Origin of the sequence: Castellaniella sp., assembly GCF_034675845.1 — a bacterium.
Taxonomy (GTDB): Bacteria; Pseudomonadota; Gammaproteobacteria; order Burkholderiales; family Burkholderiaceae_B; genus Castellaniella.
The window spans coordinates 2,009,936-2,035,762 of the sequence record NZ_JAUCCU010000001.1 but is presented as its reverse complement, the minus strand read 5'-3'; the positions used below and the strand labels follow the sequence as shown (position 1 = coordinate 2,035,762).

24 protein-coding genes and 1 pseudogene are annotated in these 25,827 nt (G+C 61.5%); 13 read left to right on the top strand and 12 right to left on the bottom strand.

Translation table 11 applies throughout. The features are described 5' to 3' along the window. The first annotated feature begins 5 nt into the window (after positions 1–5). Genes grxC through VDP81_RS09835 form a run of 3 tightly spaced genes read left to right on the top strand, consistent with a single transcriptional unit; the run spans position 6 to position 1,868 of the window. A complete protein-coding gene (gene grxC / locus VDP81_RS09845) occupies positions 6–263 on the top strand; it encodes a glutaredoxin 3 (protein WP_323012186.1) in 258 nt (85 codons plus the stop codon). Positions 264–304: 41 nt separating this feature from the next. Then, entirely contained in the window at positions 305–814 is a 510-nt protein-coding gene (gene secB, locus VDP81_RS09840; RefSeq protein ID WP_322996148.1) for a protein-export chaperone SecB, read from the top strand. A 19-nt stretch (positions 815–833) separates the two neighbouring features. Beyond that, positions 834–1,868: an NAD(P)H-dependent glycerol-3-phosphate dehydrogenase gene (locus tag VDP81_RS09835; protein WP_323012185.1), complete on the top strand. Its 1,035-nt coding sequence runs from the start codon at positions 834–836 to the stop codon at positions 1,866–1,868. A 79-nt stretch (positions 1,869–1,947) separates the two neighbouring features. Here the strand turns inward: VDP81_RS09835 and VDP81_RS09830 are convergent, their stop codons facing one another. Continuing rightward, complete coding sequence (locus tag VDP81_RS09830; protein ID WP_323012184.1) at positions 1,948–2,418, bottom strand: tRNA (cytidine(34)-2'-O)-methyltransferase; 471 nt, start codon at positions 2,416–2,418, stop codon at positions 1,948–1,950. Then, complete coding sequence (locus VDP81_RS09825) at positions 2,411–3,214, bottom strand: ComF family protein (RefSeq protein ID WP_323012183.1); 804 nt, start codon at positions 3,212–3,214, stop codon at positions 2,411–2,413. Before VDP81_RS09825 ends, VDP81_RS09830 begins: the two co-directional genes overlap by 8 nt. Positions 3,215–3,290: 76 nt before the next feature. On the opposite strand from VDP81_RS09825, the gene VDP81_RS09820 reads away from it, so the two are divergent. From VDP81_RS09820 to VDP81_RS09790, 7 genes are all read left to right on the top strand, one after another. Next, entirely contained in the window at positions 3,291–4,247 is a 957-nt protein-coding gene (locus tag VDP81_RS09820) for a methyltransferase domain-containing protein (RefSeq protein ID WP_322996144.1), read from the top strand. After that, the gene (gene rsmB / locus VDP81_RS09815) at positions 4,244–5,581 is read left to right on the top strand and encodes a 16S rRNA (cytosine(967)-C(5))-methyltransferase RsmB (RefSeq protein ID WP_323012182.1); all 1,338 of its coding nucleotides are present in this window, start codon (positions 4,244–4,246) and stop codon (positions 5,579–5,581) included. The genes VDP81_RS09820 and rsmB overlap by 4 nt, the downstream gene beginning before the upstream one ends. Before the next feature lie 110 nt (positions 5,582–5,691). Continuing rightward, a complete protein-coding gene (locus VDP81_RS09810) occupies positions 5,692–6,258 on the top strand; it encodes a DUF4390 domain-containing protein (RefSeq protein WP_323012181.1) in 567 nt (188 codons plus the stop codon). Continuing rightward, positions 6,258–8,591 carry a sensor histidine kinase gene (locus tag VDP81_RS09805; protein WP_322996438.1) on the top strand — a complete coding sequence of 778 codons (2,334 nt, stop codon included), beginning with the start codon at positions 6,258–6,260 and terminating at the stop codon, positions 8,589–8,591. Before VDP81_RS09810 ends, VDP81_RS09805 begins: the two co-directional genes overlap by 1 nt. A gap of 1 nt (position 8,592) precedes the next feature. Further along, the gene (locus tag VDP81_RS09800; protein ID WP_322996142.1) at positions 8,593–9,297 is read left to right on the top strand and encodes a response regulator; all 705 of its coding nucleotides are present in this window, start codon (positions 8,593–8,595) and stop codon (positions 9,295–9,297) included. A gap of 296 nt (positions 9,298–9,593) precedes the next feature. Beyond that, a complete protein-coding gene (locus tag VDP81_RS09795) occupies positions 9,594–10,943 on the top strand; it encodes a C4-dicarboxylate transporter DctA (RefSeq protein ID WP_323012180.1) in 1,350 nt (449 codons plus the stop codon). Continuing rightward, positions 10,944–11,585, top strand: coding sequence for a GntR family transcriptional regulator (locus tag VDP81_RS09790; protein ID WP_322996141.1), 642 nt, complete (start codon positions 10,944–10,946; stop codon positions 11,583–11,585). It abuts the gene before it with no gap. 268 nt (positions 11,586–11,853) lie between these two features. Here the strand turns inward: VDP81_RS09790 and fmt are convergent, their stop codons facing one another. Together fmt and def are read right to left on the bottom strand one after the other, a co-directional pair. Further along, on the bottom strand, positions 11,854–12,840 hold the full coding sequence (gene fmt, locus VDP81_RS09785; RefSeq protein WP_323012179.1) for a methionyl-tRNA formyltransferase: 987 nt from the start codon (positions 12,838–12,840) through the stop codon (positions 11,854–11,856). A 4-nt stretch (positions 12,841–12,844) separates the two neighbouring features. Beyond that, the gene (def, locus tag VDP81_RS09780) at positions 12,845–13,369 is read right to left on the bottom strand and encodes a peptide deformylase (RefSeq protein WP_323012178.1); all 525 of its coding nucleotides are present in this window, start codon (positions 13,367–13,369) and stop codon (positions 12,845–12,847) included. A 109-nt stretch (positions 13,370–13,478) separates the two neighbouring features. Here def and dprA point away from each other — a divergent pair, with 109 nt between their 5' ends. Further along, a complete protein-coding gene (gene dprA / locus VDP81_RS09775) occupies positions 13,479–14,651 on the top strand; it encodes a DNA-processing protein DprA (RefSeq protein WP_323012177.1) in 1,173 nt (390 codons plus the stop codon). 51 nt (positions 14,652–14,702) lie between these two features. Continuing rightward, a pseudogene (locus VDP81_RS09770) lies at positions 14,703–15,612 on the top strand (hydroxymethylglutaryl-CoA lyase). 114 nt (positions 15,613–15,726) lie between these two features. Here the strand turns inward: VDP81_RS09770 and VDP81_RS09765 are convergent. The 8 genes from VDP81_RS09765 to VDP81_RS09730 all read right to left on the bottom strand — a co-directional run bounded on the left by VDP81_RS09765 (position 15,727) and on the right by VDP81_RS09730 (position 24,972). After that, positions 15,727–16,746: an amino acid ABC transporter substrate-binding protein gene (locus VDP81_RS09765; RefSeq protein ID WP_416233227.1), complete on the bottom strand. Its 1,020-nt coding sequence runs from the start codon at positions 16,744–16,746 to the stop codon at positions 15,727–15,729. Between the two features lie 86 nt (positions 16,747–16,832). Further along, positions 16,833–18,104 (bottom strand): phenylacetate--CoA ligase family protein, encoded by a 1,272-nt coding sequence (locus VDP81_RS09760; RefSeq protein ID WP_323012176.1) that lies wholly within the window; start codon positions 18,102–18,104, stop codon positions 16,833–16,835. Between the two features lie 16 nt (positions 18,105–18,120). Continuing rightward, entirely contained in the window at positions 18,121–18,906 is a 786-nt protein-coding gene (locus VDP81_RS09755; RefSeq protein ID WP_322996135.1) for an ABC transporter ATP-binding protein, read from the bottom strand. Continuing rightward, entirely contained in the window at positions 18,906–20,156 is a 1,251-nt protein-coding gene (locus tag VDP81_RS09750) for an ABC transporter substrate-binding protein (RefSeq protein WP_322996134.1), read from the bottom strand. The genes VDP81_RS09755 and VDP81_RS09750 overlap by 1 nt, the downstream gene beginning before the upstream one ends. Positions 20,157–20,260: 104 nt before the next feature. After that, positions 20,261–21,334 (bottom strand): branched-chain amino acid ABC transporter permease, encoded by a 1,074-nt coding sequence (locus tag VDP81_RS09745; protein ID WP_323012175.1) that lies wholly within the window; start codon positions 21,332–21,334, stop codon positions 20,261–20,263. 2 nt (positions 21,335–21,336) lie between these two features. Further along, positions 21,337–22,215, bottom strand: coding sequence for a branched-chain amino acid ABC transporter permease (locus VDP81_RS09740; RefSeq protein WP_323012174.1), 879 nt, complete (start codon positions 22,213–22,215; stop codon positions 21,337–21,339). Positions 22,216–22,220: 5 nt separating this feature from the next. Then, complete coding sequence (locus VDP81_RS09735) at positions 22,221–24,173, bottom strand: AMP-dependent synthetase/ligase (RefSeq protein ID WP_323012173.1); 1,953 nt, start codon at positions 24,171–24,173, stop codon at positions 22,221–22,223. After that, positions 24,166–24,972 (bottom strand): ABC transporter ATP-binding protein, encoded by an 807-nt coding sequence (locus tag VDP81_RS09730; protein ID WP_322996130.1) that lies wholly within the window; start codon positions 24,970–24,972, stop codon positions 24,166–24,168. The genes VDP81_RS09735 and VDP81_RS09730 overlap by 8 nt, the downstream gene beginning before the upstream one ends. A gap of 169 nt (positions 24,973–25,141) precedes the next feature. Here VDP81_RS09730 and VDP81_RS09725 point away from each other — a divergent pair, with 169 nt between their 5' ends. Next, positions 25,142–25,816: a Crp/Fnr family transcriptional regulator gene (locus VDP81_RS09725; RefSeq protein ID WP_323012172.1), complete on the top strand. Its 675-nt coding sequence runs from the start codon at positions 25,142–25,144 to the stop codon at positions 25,814–25,816. Positions 25,817–25,827 lie beyond the last annotated feature (11 nt).

Sequence of the window (25,827 nt, the reverse complement as noted above, 5' to 3'; positions counted from 1 at the left end):
TTATTATGGCTAACATCACCATGTACTGCACCACCGTGTGCCCCTACTGCACACGGGCCGAGATGCTGCTGAAACAACGTGGCGTCCAGGATATCCATAAAATCTACATCGACCGCGACCCTGCCCAGCGCTCCACCATGATGGAACGCACCGGTCGGCGCACTGTCCCTCAGATTTACATCGACGAACACCACATCGGTGGTTTCGATGACCTGGCCGCCCTGGATCGCGCCAATGGCCTGCTGCCGCTGCTGCAGGCCTGATCCTGTTCAACCCTCTGACTTACTCTTGCACGGAAACATCCATGTCTGAAGAAAACCAATCTGCCAACGGCCAAGCACCCAGCTTTGGTCTGCAACGCACCTACGTTAAAGACCTCTCCCTCGAAATGCCCAACGCCCCTGGCATTTTCCTGGAGCAAGAAGGCCCCACCGTCGAGGTCTCCATCCAGGTCGGTGGCCAGCAACTGGCTGAATCCGTGTTCGAATCCGTCGTCACCGCCACCGTCACCACGCGCATTGGCGACAAAATCCTGTATCTGGTCGAACTCAGCCAGGCCGGCATCTTCGAGGCCTCCAACATCCCGCCCGAGCAGCTCGACCCGCTGCTTGGCATCGTCTGCCCGACCATGCTGTACCCGTATCTGCGCGCCAATGTGGCCGATGCCATCACCCGCACCACCCTGCCGCCGCTGCATCTCAGCGAAATGAACTTCCAGGCCCTGTACGAACAGCGTCTGGCCCAGCAACAAGGCGGCGAACCGGCCCAGGGCGAAGACTCCGGCCTGATCCTGCCGCCGGGCGCGCGTAACTAAACCCGCACACGGCCCCAGCATGCATCCCGTACAGCTGACGATCCTGGGCGCCGGCAGCTGGGGCACCGCCCTGGCTGCACTGGCCTGTCGTCAGGCCGATACGCTGCTCTGGGCCCGCGACCCTGCCGTGGCCCACTCGATCCAGCAAGACCACCACAACCCGCGCTACCTGCCCGGCATTGCCCTACCCGATGCGCTACAGGCCACCCACGATTGGGCAGCAGCGCTGGCTCACCTGCGCCAGGGGCCAGCCGATGCCATACGTCTGGTCGTGCTGGGGGTGCCCATGGCCGGGCTGGCCGACGTCTGCCTGCGCCTGTCCCAGGACCTGCCCCAGGCTTCTGTCGACCCGGTGCATCTGCTCTGGACCTGCAAAGGCATCAGTCCGGACACCCGGCAGTGGCCGCACCAGATCATTGATGGCGCCCTGCCACAACGACCCTGGCTGCAGGCCGGCGTGTTGTCGGGGCCTTCTTTTGCCCGCGAAGTCGCCCAGGGGCTGCCGGTCGCATTGACGCTGGCCAGTACCGAAGTCGAAACCGGCCTGGCTGCCCAGGCAGCATTCCATGGCCGTCAGGCGCGTATCTACACCACTCATGATGTCATCGGCGTCGAAGTCGGCGGGGCGCTTAAAAACGTCATGGCGATTGCCTGCGGCATCAGCGACGGCTTGCAGCTGGGCACCAATGCCCGGGCCGCGCTGATTACTCGCGGCTTAGCGGAAATCCAGCGACTGGGGGTAGCGCTGGGCGGACGCGCAGAGACCTTCATGGGGCTGACGGGCCTGGGCGACCTGGTCCTGACCGCGACGGGCGATCTGTCCCGCAACCGCCAGGTGGGGCTTGCACTGGGCCAGGGAAAATCCCTGCATGCCATTCTGGCGGATGGCATGACCGCCGAGGGCGTGCGCTGTGCCCAGGCGGCATTGGCACTCAGCCAGGATCACGGACTGGATCTGCCGATCATCGAGGCGGTCTGCCAGGTGCTGTTCGATGGGGTATCGCCCCGCCACGCGGTCGCCAGCCTGCTGGCTCGGGACGCCCGCGCCGAATAAGCCGCTACCACAGCAGCCAGAACCCTGACTGGGGATTCGGCCTCCCCCCACAGATCAAGCCACGCCTCGGGGCTGTTGCTTAGACGCCCCCGGCATAGCCGGTCTGACGCCAGGCCTCGAACACCGTCACCGCCACCGCATTGGACAGATTCAAGCTGCGTTGCTGCGGCCGCATCGGCAGGCGGATACGCTGGGCAGACGGAAAAATCGCCAGTTGTTCATCCGACAAGCCGGCGGTCTCGCGGCCAAAGACAAACACATCCCCCGGCTGCAATGGGCATTGCGCAATCAGCGATGAGCCCCGCGTGGTCAAGGCAAACCGCCGCGCGGGGTCTCCGCCGATCGCGGCCAGCGCCTGGCTCAGGCTGTCATGCACCTGCATGGAAGCCCATTCGTGATAATCCAGCCCCGCCCGACGCATGCGGGCGTCGTCCAGCGGAAAGCCCAAGGGGCGCACCAGATGCAAAAATGTGCCGGTATTGGCCGACAGCCGAATGATATTGCCGGTATTGGGTGGAATTTCCGGTTCAACAAGAACGATGTTAAACATGGGTATAGGACAGAGCTTCAGTCGGCTGTATTGTAAAGCGCGATCCCGGCAGCACCGTGCGACCCAACACCCAGCCTTGCACCTGGACCACCCCGGCAGCCTTAAGCGCCGTGGCGACGGCCTGCATGGTGGCCCCCGTGGTCAGCACATCATCCACGACCGCCACCCGGGCACCAGACAGGGGAATCGCGCGACGATACCGGGACAGCAGCCCGCCCTGAATATCCGTCGCATCACAGACGTACAGCCCCATTTGCGCCTGCAGCCGCCGATCCCGGCCCAAGTCGGCCTGTTTGGTGCCATCATGATGGCGGCGCACGCCATCCAGGCAATACGCCAGACCCAGGCGCCGCGCCAGCAGGCGGGCGATTTCCGCCGCTGGACTGAAGCCGCGATCGCGCACGCCCTGACGGCGGGCCGGTACCGGCACAATCCAATCGGGCGGGGCCTGCAACACCCCGGCCCGCTGCACGGCCTGGGCCAGATGATCCGCCAGCACCGCAGCCAGGGACAGGCGGCAGCGAATTTTATAATCATGAATCAGCGTACGGCCCAGCCCCGCATAGGCAAAGGCCGCCACAATCTGTTCATAGGCCACCCCGCCGGGCGGACAATCCGGACAGACGCCAGCCACCAGCGGGTGCAAACAGATCCGGCAACCCGGAATCGCGGGATTCCAGGCCAGCGCCGCCCGGCACGCCGCACACAGCCCCTGGCCGCGCTGACGTCGATCACAGCCAGGGCATTCCGCCGGAACCCACTGGCGCCAGTCGCGCCAAGCACGCAGATGCCGCATAATGTCACCTTCCTCATCGCTCACCGGTCCTATCTCAGCATGGATACGGTCGCGACAGTCGCCGTCCTGATCCTTTATGTCACAGCTTCCCCGCCTGCCCATCGACCCCAAGGCCGTATCACGCCAATTCGCCCGGCGCGCGCCCCTGGACGCTCCTCAGTTCCTGTTCGGTGAAATCGCCCAGCGCATGCTGCGCCGCCTCAGTTACATCCGCATCAAACCGCAGGACATCCTGGATGCGGGCTGTGGAGCGGCCCACGCCCTGGACCCTTTGCGCGCGCAATACCCCGACCTGCACTACATCGGCCAGGACCATTGCGCCGCCCTGCTGGACACGGCCCGTGCCCGCTACCTCAGCAAGCCTGGCTTCTGGCACCGATTGCGCAACAAGCCCACCCCACAGCCCGAATTCCTACAGACCGATATGGCCGATTCCGGCCTGCCCGACGAGAGCCTGGACCTGGTGTGGTCCAACCTGGCCTTGCACTGGCATCCGGAACCCCATCTGGTGCTGCAGGAATGGCGTCGCATCCTGCGCAACGACGCCCTGGCCATGTACTCCAGCCTGGGGCCGGGATCGCTGCGCGAGCTGCGCGACGCCGTGGCCGAAGCAGGCCTGGATACCCAGCCCATGGAATTCGTGGACATGCACGACTTCGGCGACCTGATGCTGCAGGTGGGCTTCGCCGATCCGGTCATGGACCAGGAAGTCATCACCCTGACCTATAAAACCGCCGAAAAGCTGCTGGATGACGTGCAGGCGCTGGGCGGCAATCCGCATACTCAGCGACGCACCGGCCTGGCAGGCCGCGCCTGGCGCAACCGCCTGATCCAGGCGCTGGAGCGCCGCCGCCATGCGGACGGCACCATCCACCTCAGCCTGGAGGTCGCCTACGGCCATGCCTGGCGGGTAGCGACGCGCCGCGGAGTATTCGGCGACCTTCCCGTCACTGTCTTCAAACGCGCCCAGCCGCTGGTGGACGGCAAGCCAGCCCCCCGCGTCGTGCCGCGCAAACCCGACGAAAACACTTGAAACCCGCCTACATAGACCCCCCGCCACACGCTGATATTCCACTATCCGAACAGCTGCTGGCTGCGGCCCAGGCCATCCAGGGCGTGATGGCCGGACGCTCCTTGTCCGACACCCTGGACCAGACCCCGGCTGCTCTGCGGCCAGCCGCTCAGGCCCTGGCTTTTCATGCCATGCGTCAATTGGGCTTTGCCCAGACGGCGCGGGCCATTCTGGCCCCTCGCCGCCCGCCGGATCGCCTGACTGAGGCCCTGCTGTTGTTAGGCCTCAGCTTGCTGGAGGCCTGTTTGCGTCAGGCCGACGGGGACGTGCTGCCGCAAAACACGCCCATTTACACCGAACACACACTGGTCCACCAAATCGTGCAGGCGGCGCAATCCCATCGCAAGGTCAGGCCAGCCAAATCCCTGATCAATGCCGTCCTGCGCCGCTACAGCCGCGAACGCAGTACGCTGCTACCCCAGATTCTCGGTCAGCCACTGGCCCAATGGAATCACCCTGACTGGTGGGTATCCGCCCTGCGGGACGCCTGGCCGCAGCACTGGCAAGCCATCCTCCAGGCATCCGATCAAGCTCCTCCGATGACGCTGCGCACCAATACGCGCCAGCTATCGCGCGACGCGCTGATGACGCAACTGCGGCAGGCAGGCATCGCGGCCCAGCCAGTCGCCGACGCAGGGCTGGTGTTGGATCGCCCTTATCCCGTGCGAGCCATCCCTGGCTTTGACCAGGGCTGGTGGTCGGTACAGGACGCATCCGCCCAGCGGGCCGGCGAGCTACTGCCAGTGCGCGACGGCATGCGCGTGTTGGACGCCTGCGCCGCCCCAGGGGGCAAAACCGCCCATCTGCTGGAGCGTCACGCATTGCGCCTGACCGCGCTGGACAGTGATGAAAGTCGCCTGACGCGCGTGGCCGACAACCTGCAGCGCCTGCAACTGAACGCCGACACCGTGCGGCTGGCATGCGCCGACGCCGCCCAAGCCGCCGACTGGTGGGATGGACAGCCTTTTGATGCAATTTTGGCCGACGTTCCCTGCACGGCCTCCGGCGTGGTACGGCGCCACCCGGATATACGCTGGCTGCGCCGCGCCCCCGATGTTGCCCGCACCGCCGCCCTGCAAGCCCGGATCGTGGATGCGCTGTGGCCCTTGCTGGCACCCGGCGGCCATCTGCTCTATGCCACCTGCTCGATTTTCCCCCAAGAAGGCGAGCGCCAGATCCAGGCATTCCTGCAGCGCCACCCCGATGCCTTGCGCCTGGCTGCGCCCGGCCAGATCTTGCCCGGCGGCCCGGACCAGGGCGACGGGTTTTTCTATGCGCTCTTGCAAAAGGCCTGAAACCACATGAGCCCCGGCGCACGCTCCGCACCCCCGCAAGCCCCCCCGACTTGCACTGGGAGACAGGGTCATCAACAATACTGCCATCCATTGTCTATCCAGACTTGCGCATGCCTCGCCTACTGTTTGCCCTGATTCTTTTTCTGTTTCACCTGCTGCCTGCCGCCTATGCCCAAGAAAGCCAGGTCAGCCGCATCGCGCCCACAATCGAGGCGGGCCAGTTGGTCATCGAGGCCGACATTGATTTCACCCTTAGCGGCGAGCTGCGCAATGCCGCCCAAAAGGGGGTGCCCCTGTATTTCACCGTAGACCTGGAAATTCGAGAACCCCGCTGGTGGTGGTTCGATAAGGCCCTGGTCACCACCGGCCAGACCTGGCGCATTCAATTCAATGCCCTCACCCGCCAGTGGCGCGTCACCCTGGATGAGCTGTCCCTGCCCGCCACGACCCTGGACGAAGCCCTGAACCTGGTGCGCCATATCCGCGACTGGCGCGTCGGCCCCATCAGCCAATTCAAGCCTGACGTCGACTACCAGGGCTTATTGCGCCTGCGTCTGGACACGGCCCGTCTAGCCCGGCCATTCCAGGTGGATGCTCTCAACAGCAATGCCTGGTCACTCACCACGCCATGGAAAAATTTCACTTTCACCGTTTCCGCCGACACACTCCGCGACTGATCCGCTGGACCTTGCGCATCGCTCTGCTGGTGGCCGCCGTCAGCGCCCTGGCCCTGCTGGGACTACTGGTATGGTCGACGGGCAATGCCTCGCGCTATGCCCAGCAATACGATTTATTGCTGCTGCTCAATGGCATTTTGGCCATCGCCCTGATGTCCTGGGTCGCCCTGCTGGTCATCCGCCTGGTTCGCCAGGTGCGGCGACGCCAGTTCGGCGCCAGGCTGACGGCACGATTCACCTTGTATTTCACCCTGATCGGCGTCTTGCCGGGCATCATCATCTATGTGCTGTCCGTGCAGTTCATGTCCCGCTCCATCGAGTCCTGGTTCAATGTACGGGTGGACAGCGCCCTGGAAGCCGGCCTGAACCTGGGGCGGGCGGCACTGGATGCCCAGCTGTCCGAACTCAATGGACGCGCGCACAGCATGGCGCTGCGCCTGAATAACGTCAACGATGCGGAAACCACCCTGCTGATCACCTCGCTGCGAGAATCAAACAGCATCGACGAGGCCATGGTATTCACCGGCAATGGCCGTCTGGTGGCCTTTTCCTCATCGAATTTTGGTCAATTACTGCCGGACCTCCCGCCCAACAGCGTGATGAACCAACTGCGGGTTGCCCAGGGTTATGCCGCTGCCGAAGCCAATATCCCATCGGCCAGCGGTCCCGTCAGTGGGGGCTTGCATTTGCGCATCGTCGTCCCTCTGGGCTCCACCGCAGATCGTCTGGGCACTCCCATGGGGCTGGGCAGCGACAGCCGGTGGCTGCAAGTCATCCAGGCCGTCCCCGAAAGCATTGCCCACAATGCCAACCAGGTCCAGCAGGGCTTTCAGGATTATCAAGAACTCGCCCTATCGCGCTTGGGTCTGCGTAAACTCTATGGCATCACGCTGACCCTGGCCCTGATCCTGGCCATGTTCGCCGCCGTGGTGGCCGCATTGGCGGTATCCAGGCGGCTGGTGCATCCCCTGTTGACCCTGGCATCGGGCACACAGGCCGTCGGGGTAGGCGACTACCGTCCCCTGCCCGAACCGCCTGCCCGCGACGAGGTCGGCCAACTGACACGATCTTTCAATGCCATGACGCGCCAGCTGGACGAGGCGCGCCGGATGGTTGACCGCCATCGCCACCAGTTGGAACAAAGCAATCTCTACCTGGAAACAGTCCTGAGCAATCTGTCATCCGGTGTGCTGGTATTCGACGACGCCTTCCGGCTGACGCTGTTCAACCACGGGGCGCAGGCGATCTTGCACCTGGACTTGCGCACCTGTCAGGGCCGCCCGCTGGAAACCGTCGAAGGCACGCTGGCCTTGTCCACCCTGATCCGGCAAGCCTTTGCCACCTATAACGCGGTCGAATCCACACGGCCCTACTGGCAGCAGCAATTCGAAATCGAGCTGCAGCAAGCCAGCGACAACGAGCGCAAAAAACACGTTATTACCTTGCTGGCACGCGGCACCCGCCTGGTCATGGAGGACCACGAAACCGCCTATCTGGTCGTGTTCGACGATATCAGCGAGGTGATCTCCGCCAGCCGCACCGTGGCCTGGGGCGAGGTCGCCCGGCGGCTGGCCCACGAAATCAAGAATCCCCTGACCCCGATTCAGCTTTCCGCCGAACGCTTGGCCATGAAACTGGCGAACAGCCTTGATGCGGACGACGCAGCCATGCTGCAGCGCGCCACCCAAACCATTGTCAATCAGGTTGGCTCCCTGAAGCGCATGGTGGATGATTTCCGCGAATACGCCCGAACGCCGCCAGCGCAAATGCAGGATATCTCCTTGAATGCACTGCTGGCCGATGTGCTTAGCCTATACGGCTGGGACCCGCACGATGCCGAACACGGGCGGCGGCAGACCGGCCTGCGGATCGATGCCAGACTGGCCCAGACCCTGCCCGACATACAAGGCGACCCGGCGCAATTGCGCCAGGTCATCCACAACCTATTGGCCAATGCACGCGATGCGGCCAGCGCCCACGCGGCCCCAGGCACCGCCGAAGTCCGCGTGCAAACCCGGCTGATCCCCGCCGAAGGCCCGGCAGCGCATGCCCAAGTCTGCTTGACGGTCTCGGACAACGGCCCTGGCTTTGCCCCCGAAGTGCTGCACCGGGTCTTTGAGCCCTACGTCACGACCAAGGCGACCGGCACGGGCCTGGGCCTGGCGATTGTGAAGAAAATTGCCGAGGAACACGGCGCCCAAGTCGATATTTCCAACCGCACAGAAGGGGGTGCGCGCATCTCCATCCTGTTCTCCCTTCTGGCGGACTCTGCCGTTCGGCTGGACGCAACGGCTCAGGCACAGGATAATACGCATAATCAACACGAGAGGTGATATGGCCCGTATTCTGGTGGTCGACGATGAAATTGGCATTCGCGAACTCTTATCCGAAATCCTCTACGACGAGGGTCATTCGGTTGAACTCGCCGAAAACGCCGCCCAGGCTCGCGACTATCGTCTGCGCCAACGGCCAGACCTGGTCCTGCTGGATATCTGGATGCCGGATATCGATGGGGTCAGCCTGCTAAAAGAATGGTCCAGCCAGGGCCTGCTGAATATGCCGGTGATCATGATGAGCGGCCATGCCACCGTGGATACTGCCGTCGAGGCCACCCGCATCGGCGCAGTGGATTTTCTCGAAAAACCCATTACGCTCCAAAAACTCCTGAAAGCCGTGGCCTCCGGGTTGGCGCGCCCAGTCATTCCGGCCTCGATGCGCAGCCGCACCGAACGCCCGATCATGCCCGATCCGGTCTTTACCCAAGCACCCGCACTAGCAGGCGCGGCGGTCCAACACCCCAACATCCCGGTCGCGGCGCCAGTCATCGATGATTCCCATCTGGGCTCGATTTCACTGAACCAGCCCCTGCGCGAGGCCCGCGACGAATTCGAACGCATTTATTTCGAATACCATCTGCTGCACGAGAACCACAGCATGACCCGGGTCTCCGAACGCACGGGCCTGGAACGCACCCACTTATACCGCAAACTCAAGCAGCTCGGCATCGATACCTCCAGGAAAAAATCCTCAGCGGTCTGAATACCCGCTTGCAGCCGCCACCGCCCAGCCTCCCCCGTCCTTCTCCCCCCCCCAAACCGCTGATGCATCTCCCCGACCTTGACGTGTCGGCATGCATCTTGCGTCCATTTTCACCATCCCAGCCCTTTGCCAGGGATGGATTCTTTCCGTGTTTTCCCTAGCTATAAATATGTCAAGCCCCAGGATAATATTCTCCTTATATGGCTTCTGAAATGTCAGATTAAATTTATCAAGACATAACGGCTGACATTCGTAGTTGTTTGAATCAACACACAAACGAAACCAAAGGCTGAGCAATGAAAAATTTCTGTAAAAGTCTATTTGGACAGGTCGTGATCGCCCTGATCCTGGGCGTCCTGGTCGGGGTGGTCTGGCCCGACTTTGCGGTCTCCCTGAAGCCCTTCGGCGATGGCTTCATCAAGCTGATCAAGATGCTGATTGCACCGCTGGTGTTCTGCGTCATCGTGCACGGCATCTGTGGCACCAGCGATATCCGCAAAGTGGGACGCGTCGGGGTCAAGGCGCTGGTGTACTTCGAAGTCGTCACCACTTTTGCCCTGGCGCTGGGGATTGCGCTGGCCTATCTCTTTACGCCGGGACACGGCATGCACGTCGACCCCGGCACACTGGATCCCAGCGCCCTGTCCGCCTACACCTCACGCGTGGAAGGCGCCACCAATACGATCGACTTCCTGATGCGCGTCATCCCGAACACCTTTATCGGGGCCTTTGCCTCGGGTGACATCCTGCAGGTGCTGTTGATCTCCATCCTGTTCGGGGTGGCCGTGGCCCTCTTGGGCGAGCGCGGCAAACCCATTGTCGGCCTGGTCGACAGCCTGTCGCATGTGTTCTTCAAGATCATCGGCTTCATCGTCAAGCTGGCCCCACTGGGGGTGTTGGGCGCCATCGCCTTCACCGTCGGCAAGTACGGCGTGGGCACACTGGGCTCGCTGGGCCTGCTGGTCGTGCTTTTCTATGTGACTTGCGTGATCTTCGTGCTGGGGGTTCTGGGGATCATTCTGCGCCTGGCCGGATTCAATGTCTTCAAGCTGCTGAAATATCTGCGAGAAGAACTGTTGGTCGTACTGGGAACCGCATCGTCTGATGCCGTCCTGCCGCAGATCATGCGCAAACTGGAACTCATGGGCATCCGCAGCTCCACCGTAGGCCTGGTAGTGCCGACTGGCTATTCATTCAATCTGGATGGCTTCTCGATCTATCTGACACTGGCAGCCGTCTTTATCGCCCAGGCTACAGATACGCCACTGGAATTCTCCCATCTGCTGCTCATTCTCGGGGTATCGCTGCTGACCTCCAAAGGGGCACACGGCGTGCCGGGCTCAGCGATTGTGATCCTGGCAGCCACCCTCAGCGTAATTCCCGATATTCCTGCCATCGGCCTGGTATTGGTGCTGTCAGTGGACTGGTTCATGGGCATGGCACGCGCCCTGACCAATATGATTGGCAATTGCGTAGGCACCATCGTCATCGGCGCCTGGGAAGGCGATGTGGACTATAAACGTGCTCACGATGTGCTGGATGGCCGTGTCATCGTCGACCTGCGCGACAGCGACCAGGGCGATGCCGACGAAGCCTTGCTGGAAGGTAATCAATCCACAGCATCAACGGCAAGCGGGCAGGCCTGAATGACCAACGTCTTGCTTGCCGACCAAGCCTTCCAGGCGATTCGGAATCTCTTGCTGGATGGCAGCGTCCGGGCAGGTCAGCTAGTCTCGGTGGCCGAACTGGTCGAAGCCACCGGCTTGCCGCTGGCACCTGTACGCGAAGCCGCCAAGCATGCGGAATCCGTCGGGCTGATGCAGATTTTGCCGCGCCGCGGCCTGCTGGTGATCGAACCCACCCCGCAGACCGTGCTGGCTTGCTTCAATCTGCGCTATCTGTTCGACCAGGAAGGCGCGCGTCTACTGGCCACACGCCGACAGGTCGATAGCCTGACCGCATTACGCCAAGAGCACCTGGATGTCCGCCAACAGGCAAGCAAAGAAATCACACCGGCGCTCCAGCACCGCGCCATCGAAATCGACTGGCAGTTGCACCAGTCACTGGCGCACGCACTGGATAATCCCCTGGCGCTGGATGCGTATGCGAGCAACCTTGATCGCATCATCGTGCTGCAGCGCTCGCGGCGCCTGTTGCCCGAGCGCATCATCCCGGCCATGGACGAACATCTGAACATCATCGATGCCGTCCTGGATGGTCAGGCCGACGAGGCCATGCGGGCTGTCCGTGACCACCTGTCGGGCACTTTGCGCTGGTGGGGCGTATAGCAGCAAGCCTGCGAAAACCAAAAGGGCCGACGTGTTCAGACGTCGGCCCTTTTGCCGTACCCAGGCTGGCTGAGATTCAGCGAGCGAGCGCAGGCGCTCCATAGGTGTAGCGGACCGCTGGCACGCGCAAAGTCTCGGCAAGACGGGAAAACAGCGGCTTACGCGTGTTTTTCAGATTAACTTGACTTTATTATAGAAACCCTAATACAAGGCAAATATTTCCTGTTGGCCGACCTGCGACTTGAACCATGACCTGTGCCAATTGAACTCAGGTTTTCTTAGAATATGCCTGCAGAAACACATCCACAGGCTGGCGGCGGCTGCCAGCACGCTGCAGTGACGTCAGCCGCAAGACACCGTCTGCCGTTGCAATATCAATCTCCGCAGGTCCCATCCGCAAAATCGTGCCGGGCGCGGCTGCCCGATCCATGGCGGTGGCAGAACCCACCTGCCCGGACCAATCATCCCAGGACCAAGCCTGGGCCGACCAGACCTTGACCGGCTGATCCAGCCCCGGCAGGATCATCGTCGTGCCGGGAAACGGATCAAAAGCCCGGATACGACGCGCCAGCACTGCCGCAGGCTGGGAAAAATCCAGCGACGATTCGGATTTCTGTAATTTCTCAGCGTAGGTGATGCCATCCAAGGGCTGAGGGACTGCCTGCAGGGTGGCTTGTGCATCCAACTGCCCCAACACTTGCAGCACCGCCTGCGCCCCCGCCTGCGCCAAACCATCGTGCAGACTGGCCGCCGTATCCTCCGGGCCAATCGGGATTTCCACCCGCAACAACATGGCGCCGGTGTCCAGGCCCGCGTCCATCTGCATGATGGTGATGCCAGTGACTACATCGCCGGATTCGATCGCCCGCTGGATAGGGGCTGCCCCTCGCCAGCGCGGCAACAGGCTGGCATGAATATTCAAACAGCCATGCACAGGCAGGTCCAGCACCCATTGGGGCAGAATCAGCCCATAGGCTGCCACCACCATGACATCCGGCGCCATGGCCTGCAAGGCATCGTGCGCAGTCCGGGCCTCATCGGGATATCGGCCATCCAGGCGCAGGCTGCGTGGCTGCAGCACCGGGATGCCTGCGTCCAGCGCCAGCTGCTTGACCGGGCTGGACTGCAGCTTCATGCCGCGTCCCGAAGGACGATCCGGCTGGGTCAACACCCCCACCACCTGATGGCCCGCCTGCAGAATTGCCTGCAGGGCCTGACGTGCGAATTCCGGCGTACCGGCAAAAACAATCCGCATGCAATCAGTCCTCTGCTGCTTCGCGTTCGGCCTCGCGCTGTTGCTTGCGCAGCCGCGTGCGAATCCGGTTTTGTTTCAGGACGGAGAGATATTCGACAAAGACCTTGCCCAGCAAGTGATCAAGCTCGTGCTGCACACACACCGCCAGCAGGCCCTCGGCGTCGAATTCGTAAGATTCACCCTGCTCGTTCAGGGCGCGCACATGGATGCGAGCCGATCGCTGGACCTCGTCGTACACCCCGGGGACCGACAGGCAACCTTCTTCGTAAACCTGTTGCTCGTCGCTTTTCCAGGTGATTTCCGGATTGATCAGCACGTGCAGATCGTTGCCGTTCTCGGAGACGTCAATGACGACGATCCGCTCGTGCACATCGACCTGAGTGGCTGCCAGGCCAACGCCAGGGGCGGCATACATGGTCTCGGCCATGTCGCGCACCAGTTGCCGGATACGATCATCCACCTGTTGCACCGGCGCAGCGACCTTGTGCAGCCGGGGGTCCGGGTATTTGAGGATGGGAAGCAAAGCCATGATGAATGCCTGATTGAACGATACGTAAAGCTCTATGATAAAGCAGCTGTCGCGACACAATCATCACACCGTTGATCAGCCCTGCTGAAAACCATGGCACACTGCCTCCATGTCACCCACTATCGACGAGACAGAACAACGGGCCTGGATACGCCTGAGCCTGGAACCCGAACTCGGAGCAGCCCGCATCCGGCTGCTATTGTCCGTATTCGGCCTGCCACAAAACATCTGTCAGGCCACCACCAGCCAGTTGGCCAAGTACCTGGATGGCACGCTGGCCGCCCGCCTGCGCCAGGCCCCGGATGCCGCCACACAAGAGGCGATCGATCACACCCTGCACTGGCTGGACCAACCCCGGCATCACCTGCTGACCTTGGCCGACCCAGCCTACCCCCAGGCCTTGTTCCAACTGAACGACCCGCCGCCCGTGCTGTTTGCCCACGGTCAGCTAGATACCCTGAACCGTCCCATGCTGGGCATCGTGGGAGCCCGTAGCGCCACCCCCGAAGGCAGTCGTAATGCCCGCGATTTTGCTCAATATCTGGCTGCCCAAGGCTGGTGCGTGGTCAGCGGCCTGGCCAGCGGTATCGATGGCGCCGCCCATGCCGGTGCACTGGATGCCGGGCCTGCGGGCGGAGGCACCATCGCCATCCTGGGCACCGGCATCGACCGCGTCTATCCATCCGTGCATCGCGCCCTGGCCCATCGTCTGGTCGAGCACGGCCTGATGCTGTCGGAATTCCCCCTGGGCACGCAGGGCCTGCCCTATCATTTCCCCCAACGCAACCGTATCGTGGCGGCCCTGAGCCAAGGCATTCTGGTGGTCGAGGCCGCCGCCCGCAGCGGCTCTCTGATCACCGCCCGGCTGGCGGGCGAACTGGGACGCGAGGTCTTCGCCATCCCCGGCTCTATTCATTCGCCGCTCTCACGCGGCTGCCACGCCTTGATTCGCCAGGGGGCCAAGCTCGTCGAATCCGCCCAGGACATCGTCGAAGAACTGCAGCAAAGCCAATTGCCGATGGCCCACCCCATCGCCGCCATGCGGCCCAGGCCCACTCACTTACGGCCTGACGCCTCGCCCACCACCGTCACGGACAGCTGCCCGACAGACCCTGTCGCCGCCCAGCTGCTGCAGGCACTGGGATACGAACCCACCGATGCGGATACGCTGCAGGCACGCACCGGCTGGCCGGTACAACAGTTGATGACGCAACTGACCCTGCTGGAGCTGAACGGCCAACTGGAGCGCCAGGCCGATGGCCGCTACCAGCGCTTGCCTTGACGCTGGGGTACCGCGCTATGATCAAGTAGCAAACATTACCCCAGGATTCTCATGACCGAGCACATCAAAATCGTCGAAGTCGGCCCACGCGACGGGCTGCAGAACGAAAAACAATTCGTTGACACCGCCACCAAGATCGAACTGATCAATCGCCTGACCGCTGCCGGTTTCCCCAACATCGAAGCCGCCTCCTTCGTCTCCCCGAAATGGGTCCCCCAGATGGCCGACGGTTCCCAGGTCATGGCGGGCATTCAGCGCCAGCCCGGCACGATCTATTCGGCTCTGACCCCCAATATGCGGGGTCTGGAAGCCGCCCTGGCCGCCCAGGCCGACGAAGTCGTGATCTTCGCCGCCGCCAGCGAAGCCTTTTCGCAGCGCAATATCAACTGCTCCATCGACGAATCCATCACCCGCTTCGAGCCCGTGGCCGCCGCCGCCAAGAACGCCGGTGTGCGCCTGCGCGGCAGCATCAGCTGCGCCCTGGGCTGCCCCTATCAGGGCCAGACCCCGGTCGCTGCCGTCGTGGACGTGGCCGAACGCCTGTTGCGACTGGGCTGCGACGAACTCGATGTGGCCGACACCATTGGCGTGGGTACCGCTGCCCAGGTCCAGCAAGTGCTGCAGGCCGTGGGCAAAGTCGCCAAGCTGCAGACTCAGGTATCAGGACACTTCCACGACACCTACGGCCAGGCACTGGCCAACATCCTGGCGGCGCTGGAATCCGGGGTGCGTATTTTTCACAGCTCAGTCGCCTGGCCTGGGGGGCTGCCCTTACGCCAAAGGAGCCACCGGCAATGTCGCCACCGAAGACGTGCTGTATCTGCTGCACGGCCAGGGCCTGCACACTGGGGTGGATTTGGATGCCGTGGTTGACATCGGCGCCTGGATTTCGCAGCAGATCGGTCGCCCGACCGCCAGCCGCGCCGGCCGCGCCCTGGCCTTGAAAAAAGCCCCCGCTTGATCAGACTACCTAAGTAACGACGGGCCTGGTGGCAGAAGGCCTGGCCCACAACACAACCGGGTCAGGCACCAACATGCCTGACCCGGTTGTTTTTCGTCCCTGATGCTTGCTGGATCAGCGAATCGGCAGCGGATAGATGCGCCCGCCATCCGTCCACAACGCATTCAGGCCACGTTGAATCTGCAAGGGGCTGCCCATCCCCACATTGCGCTCGAAGGACTGACCATAATTGCCCACCTGCTTAACAATACGGTAGGCCCATTGCTCGTCCAGACCCAGGTTCTTGCCCGCACTGCCCGTCACGCCCAGCAGACGCTGCACATTGGGATTCGTGCTTTTCAGCTGTTCGTCCACGTTGTCGGACGTGATGCCCAGTTCCTCGGCCCCCGTCATGGCCTCGAGGGACCACTTGACGAGATTCAACCAGGCGTCATCGCCCTGGCGCACAAACGGCCCCAGCGGTTCTTTGGAGATGATCTCGGGCAGAATCACATAATCATTGGGATTGGAGAGCTTGGAGATCCGGATGGACGCCAGGCCGGACGCATCGGTGGTGAACACATCGCAGCGGCCCGCCGAAAAGGCATTGACCACCTCGTTGAACTGCTCGATGACGACCGGGGTGTACTTGACGTTGTTCGCCCGTGCCCAGTCGGCCATGTTCTGCTCGTTGGAGGTGCCGGTCTGCATGCAGACGGTGGCGCCATTCAAGTCGCGGGCGGATTTGACCCCCAGGGACTTAGGCACCATGAAACCCTGACCATCGTAGAAGTTGATGCCGGCATGGATCGCCCCCAGCGAGGTATCCCGCGACTGCGTCACCGTGGTGTTGCGCGCCAACAGATCGATCTCGCCGGACTGCAGGGCCGTGAAGCGCTGCTGGGCATTCAGGGGGACGATCTTGACCTTGGAGGCATCCCCCAGCGCAGCGGCTGCCACGGCGCGGCACATGTCCACATCCAGGCCCTGCCATTCGCCCTTGGAGTCAGGTGCCGAGAATCCAGCAAAACCCGTGGTCACCCCGCACTGCAAAGCACCCCGGTCCTTGACTACCGCCAGGGTATCGGCCTGGGCCGCAGGCACTGCAACCCCCAGCGTTACTGCCAGGCCTGCCATTATTTTCAATCCACGCATGGAATATCTCCCCTCTGTGTGCTTTATGGATTGCCACATAATAACTGAGGCAATCCCACAAACCATATAGCCAAAACCCATATGCATTAGTCGTAACAACGCACATCCTCGATGACCTTGCCATCATTGGGCAGGCTGCCCGCCGATACCAATTCGATGATGGCGCGCAGCTTGGTCTGTTCGCGCACCGTGGTGGCCAGGGCTTCGGTATCCACCGCCGTGGCGGCCTCGACCTTCAAGGTCATGATGTCTTGGCCTGCTGCGCCCGACACTACCAGCCGGGCACGGCTGACTTCGGGGTGCTGAGCCAGCGCGCGAGCGACTTGTTCCGGGTGGACAAACATGCCGCGCACCTTGGTGGTCTGGTCCGCGCGTCCCAGCCAGCCCCGAATCCGCACATTGGTGCGCCCACAAGGCGATATCCCCGGCAAGACTGCCGACAAGTCCCCGGTGCCAAAGCGCAACAAGGGATAAGCGGGATTCAGGCGCGTCACCACCACTTCGCCGACCTCGCCATCGGGCACCGGCTGATCCGTGCCCGGACGCACAATTTCCAGGATCAAGTCTTCGTTGGCGATCAAGCCTTCACGGGCGGAGGTTTCATAGGCAATCAAGCCCAGATCCGCGCTGCCGTAAGCCTGATAGCCGGTAATGCCGCGCTGTCCAAGCCAGGCGACCAAAGAGGGCGGAAATGCCTCGCCCGAACACAAGGCATAGCGCAAAGAAGGCAGACTCAGCCCCATGCTATCCGCCTTTTCCAGGATGATGCGCAAAAAACTGGGCGTGCCCACATACATATGCGGGGCAAGATCAGCCATGGCGCGAACCTGTTGTTCGGTCTGCCCCACCCCGCCCGGAAACACCGTGCACTCCAGCGCATGGGCAGCCGTCTCCATCATGGCGCCCGCCGGCGTGAAATGATAGGAAAAGCAGTTGTGCACCAGCATGCCGGGGCGCGCGCCCGCCGCATACAGGGCGCGGGCGAAGCCCCAATAATCAGGGTCTGCGCCTTCGGGTTCATAAATGGGCCCCGGGGATGCAAAAACCCGGCGTGCAGCCCCCCAACCGACAGAGGAAAAGCCGCCGAAAACACGATCACGCTCGTCACGGTGCAACGCCGAATCTGCGAGCACGTGGCTTTCATGCTGTGCCTGCAACAAAGCGCTTTTGCGTAAAACAGGGATTTTCGCAAGCGCCTGACGGCTGTTCAACTGAGCCAGCTCCACGCCTGCCAGACGCCGCGCCAGCCCCGATGCCTGCTGGCTCGCCTGAGCCAGAAAATCCGGCAGACGAGAAAACAGCTGCTGCTCGCGCGCCATCGCCGACTGGGTCTCGCGCGCTTCGTAGTAAGCGTCCATGATGTTCCTTTACCGATTAAGCCAACCAGCGCTTGCGCCGACGGTAATGTTTGACGTTGTGATAATCCACCTGACCGCTGCCGCCCAGATAGAACTCCTTCACGTCAGGGTTCTGACGCAACACTGAAGCCTCGCCATTCATGACGATCTGGCCGTTTTCAATCAGATAGGCATGATCGACGATCTCCAGTGCCGCAGTAGCGTTTTGTTCGACCAGCAAAATACTGGTCTTGGTTTCGACATTGATATGCCGGATGATGGCAAAGATTTCCTGCACCAGGCGCGGCGACAAGCCCAGACTGGGCTCGTCCAGCATCAACAAGGAGGGTTCGGTCATCAACGCCCGGCCAATGGCCAGCATCTGTTGTTCACCACCGGACAAATAGCCCGCCTTGGTATGTGCAAATTGCGTCAGGCGCGGAAAAAACGCATACACCTGTTCACGCAGGCGATTGAGTTCGCTGCGCGAACCCCCGGACCGAAAGGCCGCGCGCAAATTATCATCCGGCGTTAAATGCCCGAAAATGCGTCGGCCTTCCATGACCTGCACCACGCCGGAGCGCACCCGCTGCGCGGCCCCCAGGGCCAGGAGATCCTGGCCCTGGAAGCTGATTTCGCCGCGGGTCACCAGCCCCCGCTCGGGGGCCAACAAACCACTGATGGCCTTGAGCGTGGTGCTTTTGCCTGCCCCATTAGCCCCCAACAGCGCCACCATACCGCCTGGCTCCACTGTCAGGGACACGCCGCGTATGGCCAGGAAGACCTTGTCATACACGACCTCGACGTTACTCAGGCTAAGCATTATTTCTTATTCTCCTTGTAGTCCTTGGCGCCTTCGCGGATTTCTTTCCAGACCACATCCTGGTACGACGCATGCCAGTCATTCAGGGGTTTCCAGCCATTGCCGTCCCATTCGGCCACGCGGCCCAGGCCGCCACCCTGGTGATCCTGCGCCGAGAAGGTGACCGGCGGCATCAGGCCTTGGGCATCAAAATCCTTGATGAGCTCAAAGCCCTTGCGCAGCTTGTCGCTGGTCAGCGGCTCGCCGAATTCCTTGAGGGCCAGGCGGGCGGCTTCGACCGGGATTGCCATGGTAGCCACCCCGATGTTGTAGTAAGTGCGACCCACGCTTTCCTTGGGACCCGCGCCCTTGCCGGCATCCACGACCTTTTCCTGGATGGCCTTGATCACAGGCGTATCAGTGCCCGACACCGTGGGCTGGAATTTCCGAACCCCCTTGGCCACATCCCGGCCCACCTTGTCCATATCGGCCTCCGCCAGCCAGACCACGGAATAAATCTGCTCTGGGGACAGCCCATTGCGGATCGCATCACGCACCGATACGGCCTGCCCGCCACCGGCACCCCAGATAATGACAAAATCGGGCTTGTAGCGGCGCACCTCGGACCAGGTCGAGGACTGTTCATTCCCCGGGCTGGCATAAGGGAAGGTCTTGAGTGTGAAATCCAGTTCCGAGGACAAGGCCTCCAGCACGGGAATCGGCTCGCGGCCAAACGGCGAATCAATATAGACGTGGGCGATTTTCTTGCCCTTCAGGCCGCCTTCCGCCTTCTGCATGTAATCCACCAGGGTGGCTGCCTGAGACCAATACGTGGCCATGGCGGGGAACACGAACGGGAAGGTTTCGCCATCGCTGGCATCCCCACGACCATGCAGGGCCGTAATCATCACGACCCCATCCTCGTTGGCCCGATCCACCATGGCGCGCGCCACCGGCGTGCTCAGGAAATCCACCAGGATCGCCCCGTCACGCTTGGCACGGTTGTACGCCTCGATCCCACGCTGCGGTTGATTTCCCGTATCGGACACAGACAGATCCACGGGATGGCCGTCAATGCCGCCTTGCTCGTTGACGAGCGTGATGTAATCCCTTTGTCCCTGGCTGTACTCGTCGGTCAGAAAGGTATAGACAGCCGTGAAATCCAGCGGCGTGGCGAATTTAATGGGTGCTTTATCAGCCGCTGCAACCGGCCCAACCCCCAATATGGCACCGACTGCGGCACACACGGCAAGTTTTTTGATGAATCGCATGATGAATGGTCTCCTTCCAGATGGGCCTTTACAGGCATGAAATACATAGACTGGGTCCACGATGCCTGCGCAGGCGGTCAGGCCTGGCATGCACGCAGCCCTTTCTATAGATCGGAATGGCGAAATGGCCAAACCAGAAAATATTTACGCGTGTTGTCGTAGATCTTGCCCAGCCCCAGCGGCTCGAGCAGCAGAAAGCCGATGATGAGGGCACCGTAAATCATGAGCGGAATATGGGCCAGCAGATTGGTCGAGGCCGAGATCAGGCCCAAATCACCTAGCCAGGCAATCAGATTGGTCAAACCAATGGGAATCAGCAAGACAAAGCCCGCCCCCAGGTATGCCCCCAACACACTACCCAACCCCCCGACCAGCACCATGGCCACCAGTTGCACCGATACATCAAAGGTGAATTGCTCTGGTGTAACCGCCTGGTAGTAGCAAAAGGCAAGAATGGCGCCCGTGACCCCGCCCAAAAAGGAACTGGCGAAAAAGGCCGTGAGCTTGAAGCGCACCACATTGATCCCGATGACTGCAGCGGCGTAGTCCTTGTCGCGCACTGCCACCAGTGCCCGCCCAATGCTGGAGCGCTTGATGTTCAGGATCAGCAAGGTCACGAACACCACCCACAACAAAACCGTGTAATAGCGGGCACCGTCGCTTTGCAGGGAAAAGGACAGAAAATCCACATGAGGCGCCTGCAGGGTGGCCTGCGCTCCGCCGCTGATGATGGGCACATTGATAATCACCCAGTCCACCAGATACTGCATGGCCAGAGTCGCCATCACCAGATACAAACCCTTGACCCGCAAGGCTGCCGCCCCGAAGATCGTACCGATCACGGCCGAGGCCAACCCCGCCCCCACCAAGGCAGCACCGAAAGGCAGCCCCAGGCGCGTCAAGTGAATGCTGGCATATGCCCCGATGGCCATGACGGCGGCAAAGCCGAAATGCAACTGGCCCGCAATCCCCATCAGCAAGGTAAGCGACAGGGCGGCCGCGCTGAAGATCAGCCACGGCAGCAGATAGCTCATGAGGACGAAATGGCTGAACAAGAGCGGGGCCGCCAGCGCCAGCGCCAGCAGGATTGCCACCTGCCAGCGATCCGCCGGGATGGGCCACAATTGGCGGGCCGAGGCGTAGCGCGTGTGATGAATGCCCGATAAGCGATAAAACATGGCTATACCCTTTCGATGTCTTCGCGCCCGAAAATACCGTACGGACGAATCATGATAGTGACGAGAATAAGGATGGAAGTCACGACGTCGCGCGTGCCTCCACCGGCGAATTCATCCAGATAACCAGGGATGACACTGCCCAGAACACCCACGATCAGGCCACCGACCAGCACCCCCACAACGCTGTCCAGCCCGCCCAGAATCACCACGGCAATCGCAGGGAACAGCAGCGTGGACAAAGTCCAGTCCACCCCTTGTACCGAGCCCCACACCACGCCGGCGGCAATCGCCGACAAACCGGCCAGCCCCCAGGAAATCCCAATGGCGCGTTCTACGGAAATCCCCACGGACCAACTGGAGACGTGGTCGTCGGACACCGCCCGCAGCTTGGTGCCCAGCCGCGTGCGGAAGAACAGCAGGGAAGCACCGATCAGCAGCAAGGCCACGGCCCCGCCGATCAGATACGTCCGGTTGATGAACACATCGCCAAAAATAATGGGCGTGAAGGGAATCCCGATATCGATTTGCTTGGGGGCCGCCCCCAGAAAGCCCGGCCCCACGCCACGCAGCAGGATTTCCAGACCCAGGGTCAGCATCACGATCATGATGATGGGCTGGCCCACCATCTTGCGCAGCAGGAAACGCTCTGCGAACAGGCCGAAGCAGAACATCAGCACGATGCCGCCAGGAATCGCCAGCCACACGGACAGGCCAAACGACGTCAACAGCCAGACGATGTAGGCGGCGATCATGATCATTGCGCCCTGAGCCAGATTGACCACCCCGGAGGACTTGTAGATCAGTACAAAGCCCAGGGCAGCCAAGCCATACATCAGGCCGGTCAGAAAGCCATTGATTAGCAGTTCGAAGAAGTAAGACATGACCGTTATTCCCCCCTACCCGATACGGTGCGCAGGCTGAGTTCGCGCTTGAGCACGCCGACATCGCCTGTCTCGTACATGATGGAGGCCTCGAATTCCACCGAATGCGCGTCCGAATACAAAGCCTCAATGATCTTGCTGTAGTTTTTGTCGATGACCTTGCGGCGCAGCTTGCGCGTGCGGGTGATCTCACCATCGTCTGCGTCGAATTCCTTGTGCAAATTCACGAACCGTCGTATATGCAGAGGCTGCGGCAGAACCCGGCTAGTATGGGTAATGACTTCCTGGATCAGGTCATAAACACGCGGATGCTGGGAGAGCTCGGCATAGGACGAGTAGGGCACATTGTTTTCCTGGGCCCAATGCCCCACCGCACGAAAATCGACGCACACAATGGCGACCAGGCAATCACGGCCCTGGCCCAGCACGCAGACATTCTGGATGTAGTGGCTGAACTGCAGACGGTTTTCGATGTAGGTCGGGATGAAGCGTTCTCCGGCGCGGGTATGAACGACCTCGGAGACCCGCCCCAAGACCACCAACTGGCCGTCTTCCTGCAGAAAACCGGCATCGCCCGTATGCAGCCAACCATCCTGCAGGACTTCGGCGGAGGCCTCTGGCTGCTGGTAATAACCGTCGAATACATTGTCTGCGCGCATCAGGATTTCACCCTGCTCGTCCACGCGCAGTTCCACCCCCGGGAAGGGGCGGCCCACGGTATGCAAGGTGACCTCGTCGGGCGCCTGGGCGGCGGCCAGGGCGCAGTTTTCCGTCTGGCCATAAAACTGGCGCAGATTCAGGCCCAAGCCACGGAAAAACAGAAAGATTTCCTCGCCAATGGCCTCGCCGGCGGTATAGGGCCGGACCACGCGTGACAGACCGAAACGGTCCTTGATGGGGCCGTAAATCAGTATCTCTCCGAGGCGGCGCCACAGGCGCTGTCCCAGGGTCGGGACATGACCGCCCATGCGGCGGCGCTCAAGGTCGATGGCGTACGGCATGAAGTGCCGGTACAAGCGACGCTTGAATGGCGAGGACTCATCCATCCCCACCTGAATGCGCGTATGCATGCTGGACCAGGTCCGGGGCGAACAAAAATACAAAGTGGGCGCGATTTCCCGCAAATCCCGCTGTGCGGTTTCGCGGGTTTCAGGAATATTGACGATGAAGCGCAAGGCAATGCCCGCCCCCACCGAGAAAATGAAATCCCCCACCCAGGCAATCGGCAGATAGGCCATGTGGACTTCGCCTTCCTGGAAATATCCCGCAGCGGCGGCATTGCGCACCCCATGCAAGACATGCCCGTGCTTCAGTGGAATCCCCTTGGGCGCCCCCGTCGTGCCTGATGAGTGCAGCAGCGCCGCCACATCATGCACCGATGCGCGCGTGCACAAATCCTGCGCCAGGCCGGGTTCTGCGGCCAGACGCGCACGCCCTTCGGCCTGCAGGGTCAGGTAGGCCTGCAGGCCCGCCTGGTCTTCCAGGCCACGCCCGTCGTCATAGACAATCAAGGCCCACTCGGTCTTGGCGACCTCGGCGGCATGCAGCAACTTGTCCACTTGCTCTTGGTCTTCGGCCACTGCATGGCGGATGGATTCCCGCTGAATCTGGCCGATCAGGTCCTCGGGCGGCACGTCCGGATACGCCGGCGACGGAATCGCACGCAAGGCGATGGCCCCCAACATGCTGAAATACAGGGCGGGACGATTCTCGCCCACGATCAGCACGATGTCGCCCGGCCCGACGCCACGGGCTTCCAGGCCAGCGGCAAAACTTAATACTTCGTCCAGATATTGACGCCAGGTGTACTCGTGCCAGATGCCATGGTCATATTCGCGCAGGGCCACCCGGTCCGGAAACCGCTTTGCGTTATCCGCCAACAAGGCGAGCAAATGGTCGTCCGTCTGCCAATTCGGGTGCAAATCAGCGCCGGGCGCAAGCGTTTTTTGTTCAGTCATGCTCCCCCCCGACCTTGCCTATGTATGCCGCGATGACATCTGGATTGCTCATCGCTTCCTTGGGTATGCCCTCGCAAATTTTTTCACCGTTGTTCAAGACCACCAGGCGATCGCAGATTGCCGTCACCACATCCATGTGGTGCTCGATCAGCAAGATGCTCAGGCCCAAGGCTTGCTGTGCATCCAGGATGAAGCGCACCATGTATTCTTTTTCTTCTTGATTCATGCCGGCCATGGGCTCGTCCAGAATCAAAAAGCTGGGCTCGGCGACCAGGGCACGGGCAAGCTCGACACGCTTTTGCGTGCCCAACGGAATCACGTCCACCATTTCATCGCGCACGCTTTCCAGTTGCAGCAAGTCAATGATTTCCTCGACCTTGTCGCGGTTGGCGATTTCTTCCTTGCGCGCCCACCACCAATAAAACATCGCGGAAAAGATGCCCGGATGCATGAAGTTGTGGCGCCCGATCAGAATGTTGTCCAACACACTGATGCCCTTGAACAAGGCGACGTTCTGGAAGGTGCGGGCAATGCCCTGCTGAGCGATGCGGTGCGGTGGCATGCCATTGAGCTGCGTGGCGCCGAAAAGAATCTGGCCTTCCTGGGGCGGGAAAAACCCGGTGATGGCATTCACCGTGGTCGTCTTGCCCGAGCCATTGGGCCCGACCAGACCCAGGATCTCGCCGCGTCTGACTTCAATGGAGACATCCTTGACTGCCTGCAGCCCGCCAAACCAACGGCTCATGTGGCTGCAGGACAAAACGACATCCTTGTTTGCGTGGGCAGCTAATGCCGACATATTGTCATCCTCTTTACCCTCTTGTTAGCGGGCTAAACCCTGTAACTCAGGACAATGCGGTAGCATGTTGTTTGCTTCTTGAGCCTTAACAGTACAGAGCAACGTCCAAGGCAACTGTCGTACATACGACATTCGGATGACATTTCAGTCTGACCTAGGGTAATTCCCCATGAATCTGCTTCACGCGCTGCAAACCCATGCTCCATGGTTCGACTTGCTGGATGCCGATCAACAGGATCAGGTATTGCAAGCCACCACGCTGGCGCATGTACAGTCGGGCACGCTCATCGAACACAAGGGGGTCGTGGCCTCCACGTGGATGGGCGTCATCCAGGGCCTGGTCAAAGTCTCGGTCAGCAATATAGACGGCAAGATGGCCACGCTCACTGGCGTGCCACCCGGTGGGTGGATTGGCGAAGGCTCGCTGCTGAAGCGCGAGGCCCGCAAATACGACATCATCGCCCTACGCGACAGCTGCATTGCGCGGCTGCGCAGCGAAACCTTTGATTGGCTGCTGGACAACAGCATCGTGTTCAATCGTTTTTTGCTCAATCAGCTCAATGAGCGCGTCTCGCAGTTCATCGGCAAGGCCGAACACGACCGTTTGCTCGACCCCGAGGCACGCGTTGCGCGCTGCCTGGCCGAGCTCTTCAATCCGCTGCTTTATCCCTGTAAATCACCCCGGCTGGAGATCACCCAGGAAGAGATCGGCTATCTGGCCCGGATATCCCGCCAGCGCACCAACCAGGCCCTGCGCGCCCTAGAAGCAGCCGAACTGCTGAAGATCGAATACGGCGCCGTCCAGGTGCTGGACCTGGACGGGCTGAAGCGCTATGGGGTGTGACGACAACAGCA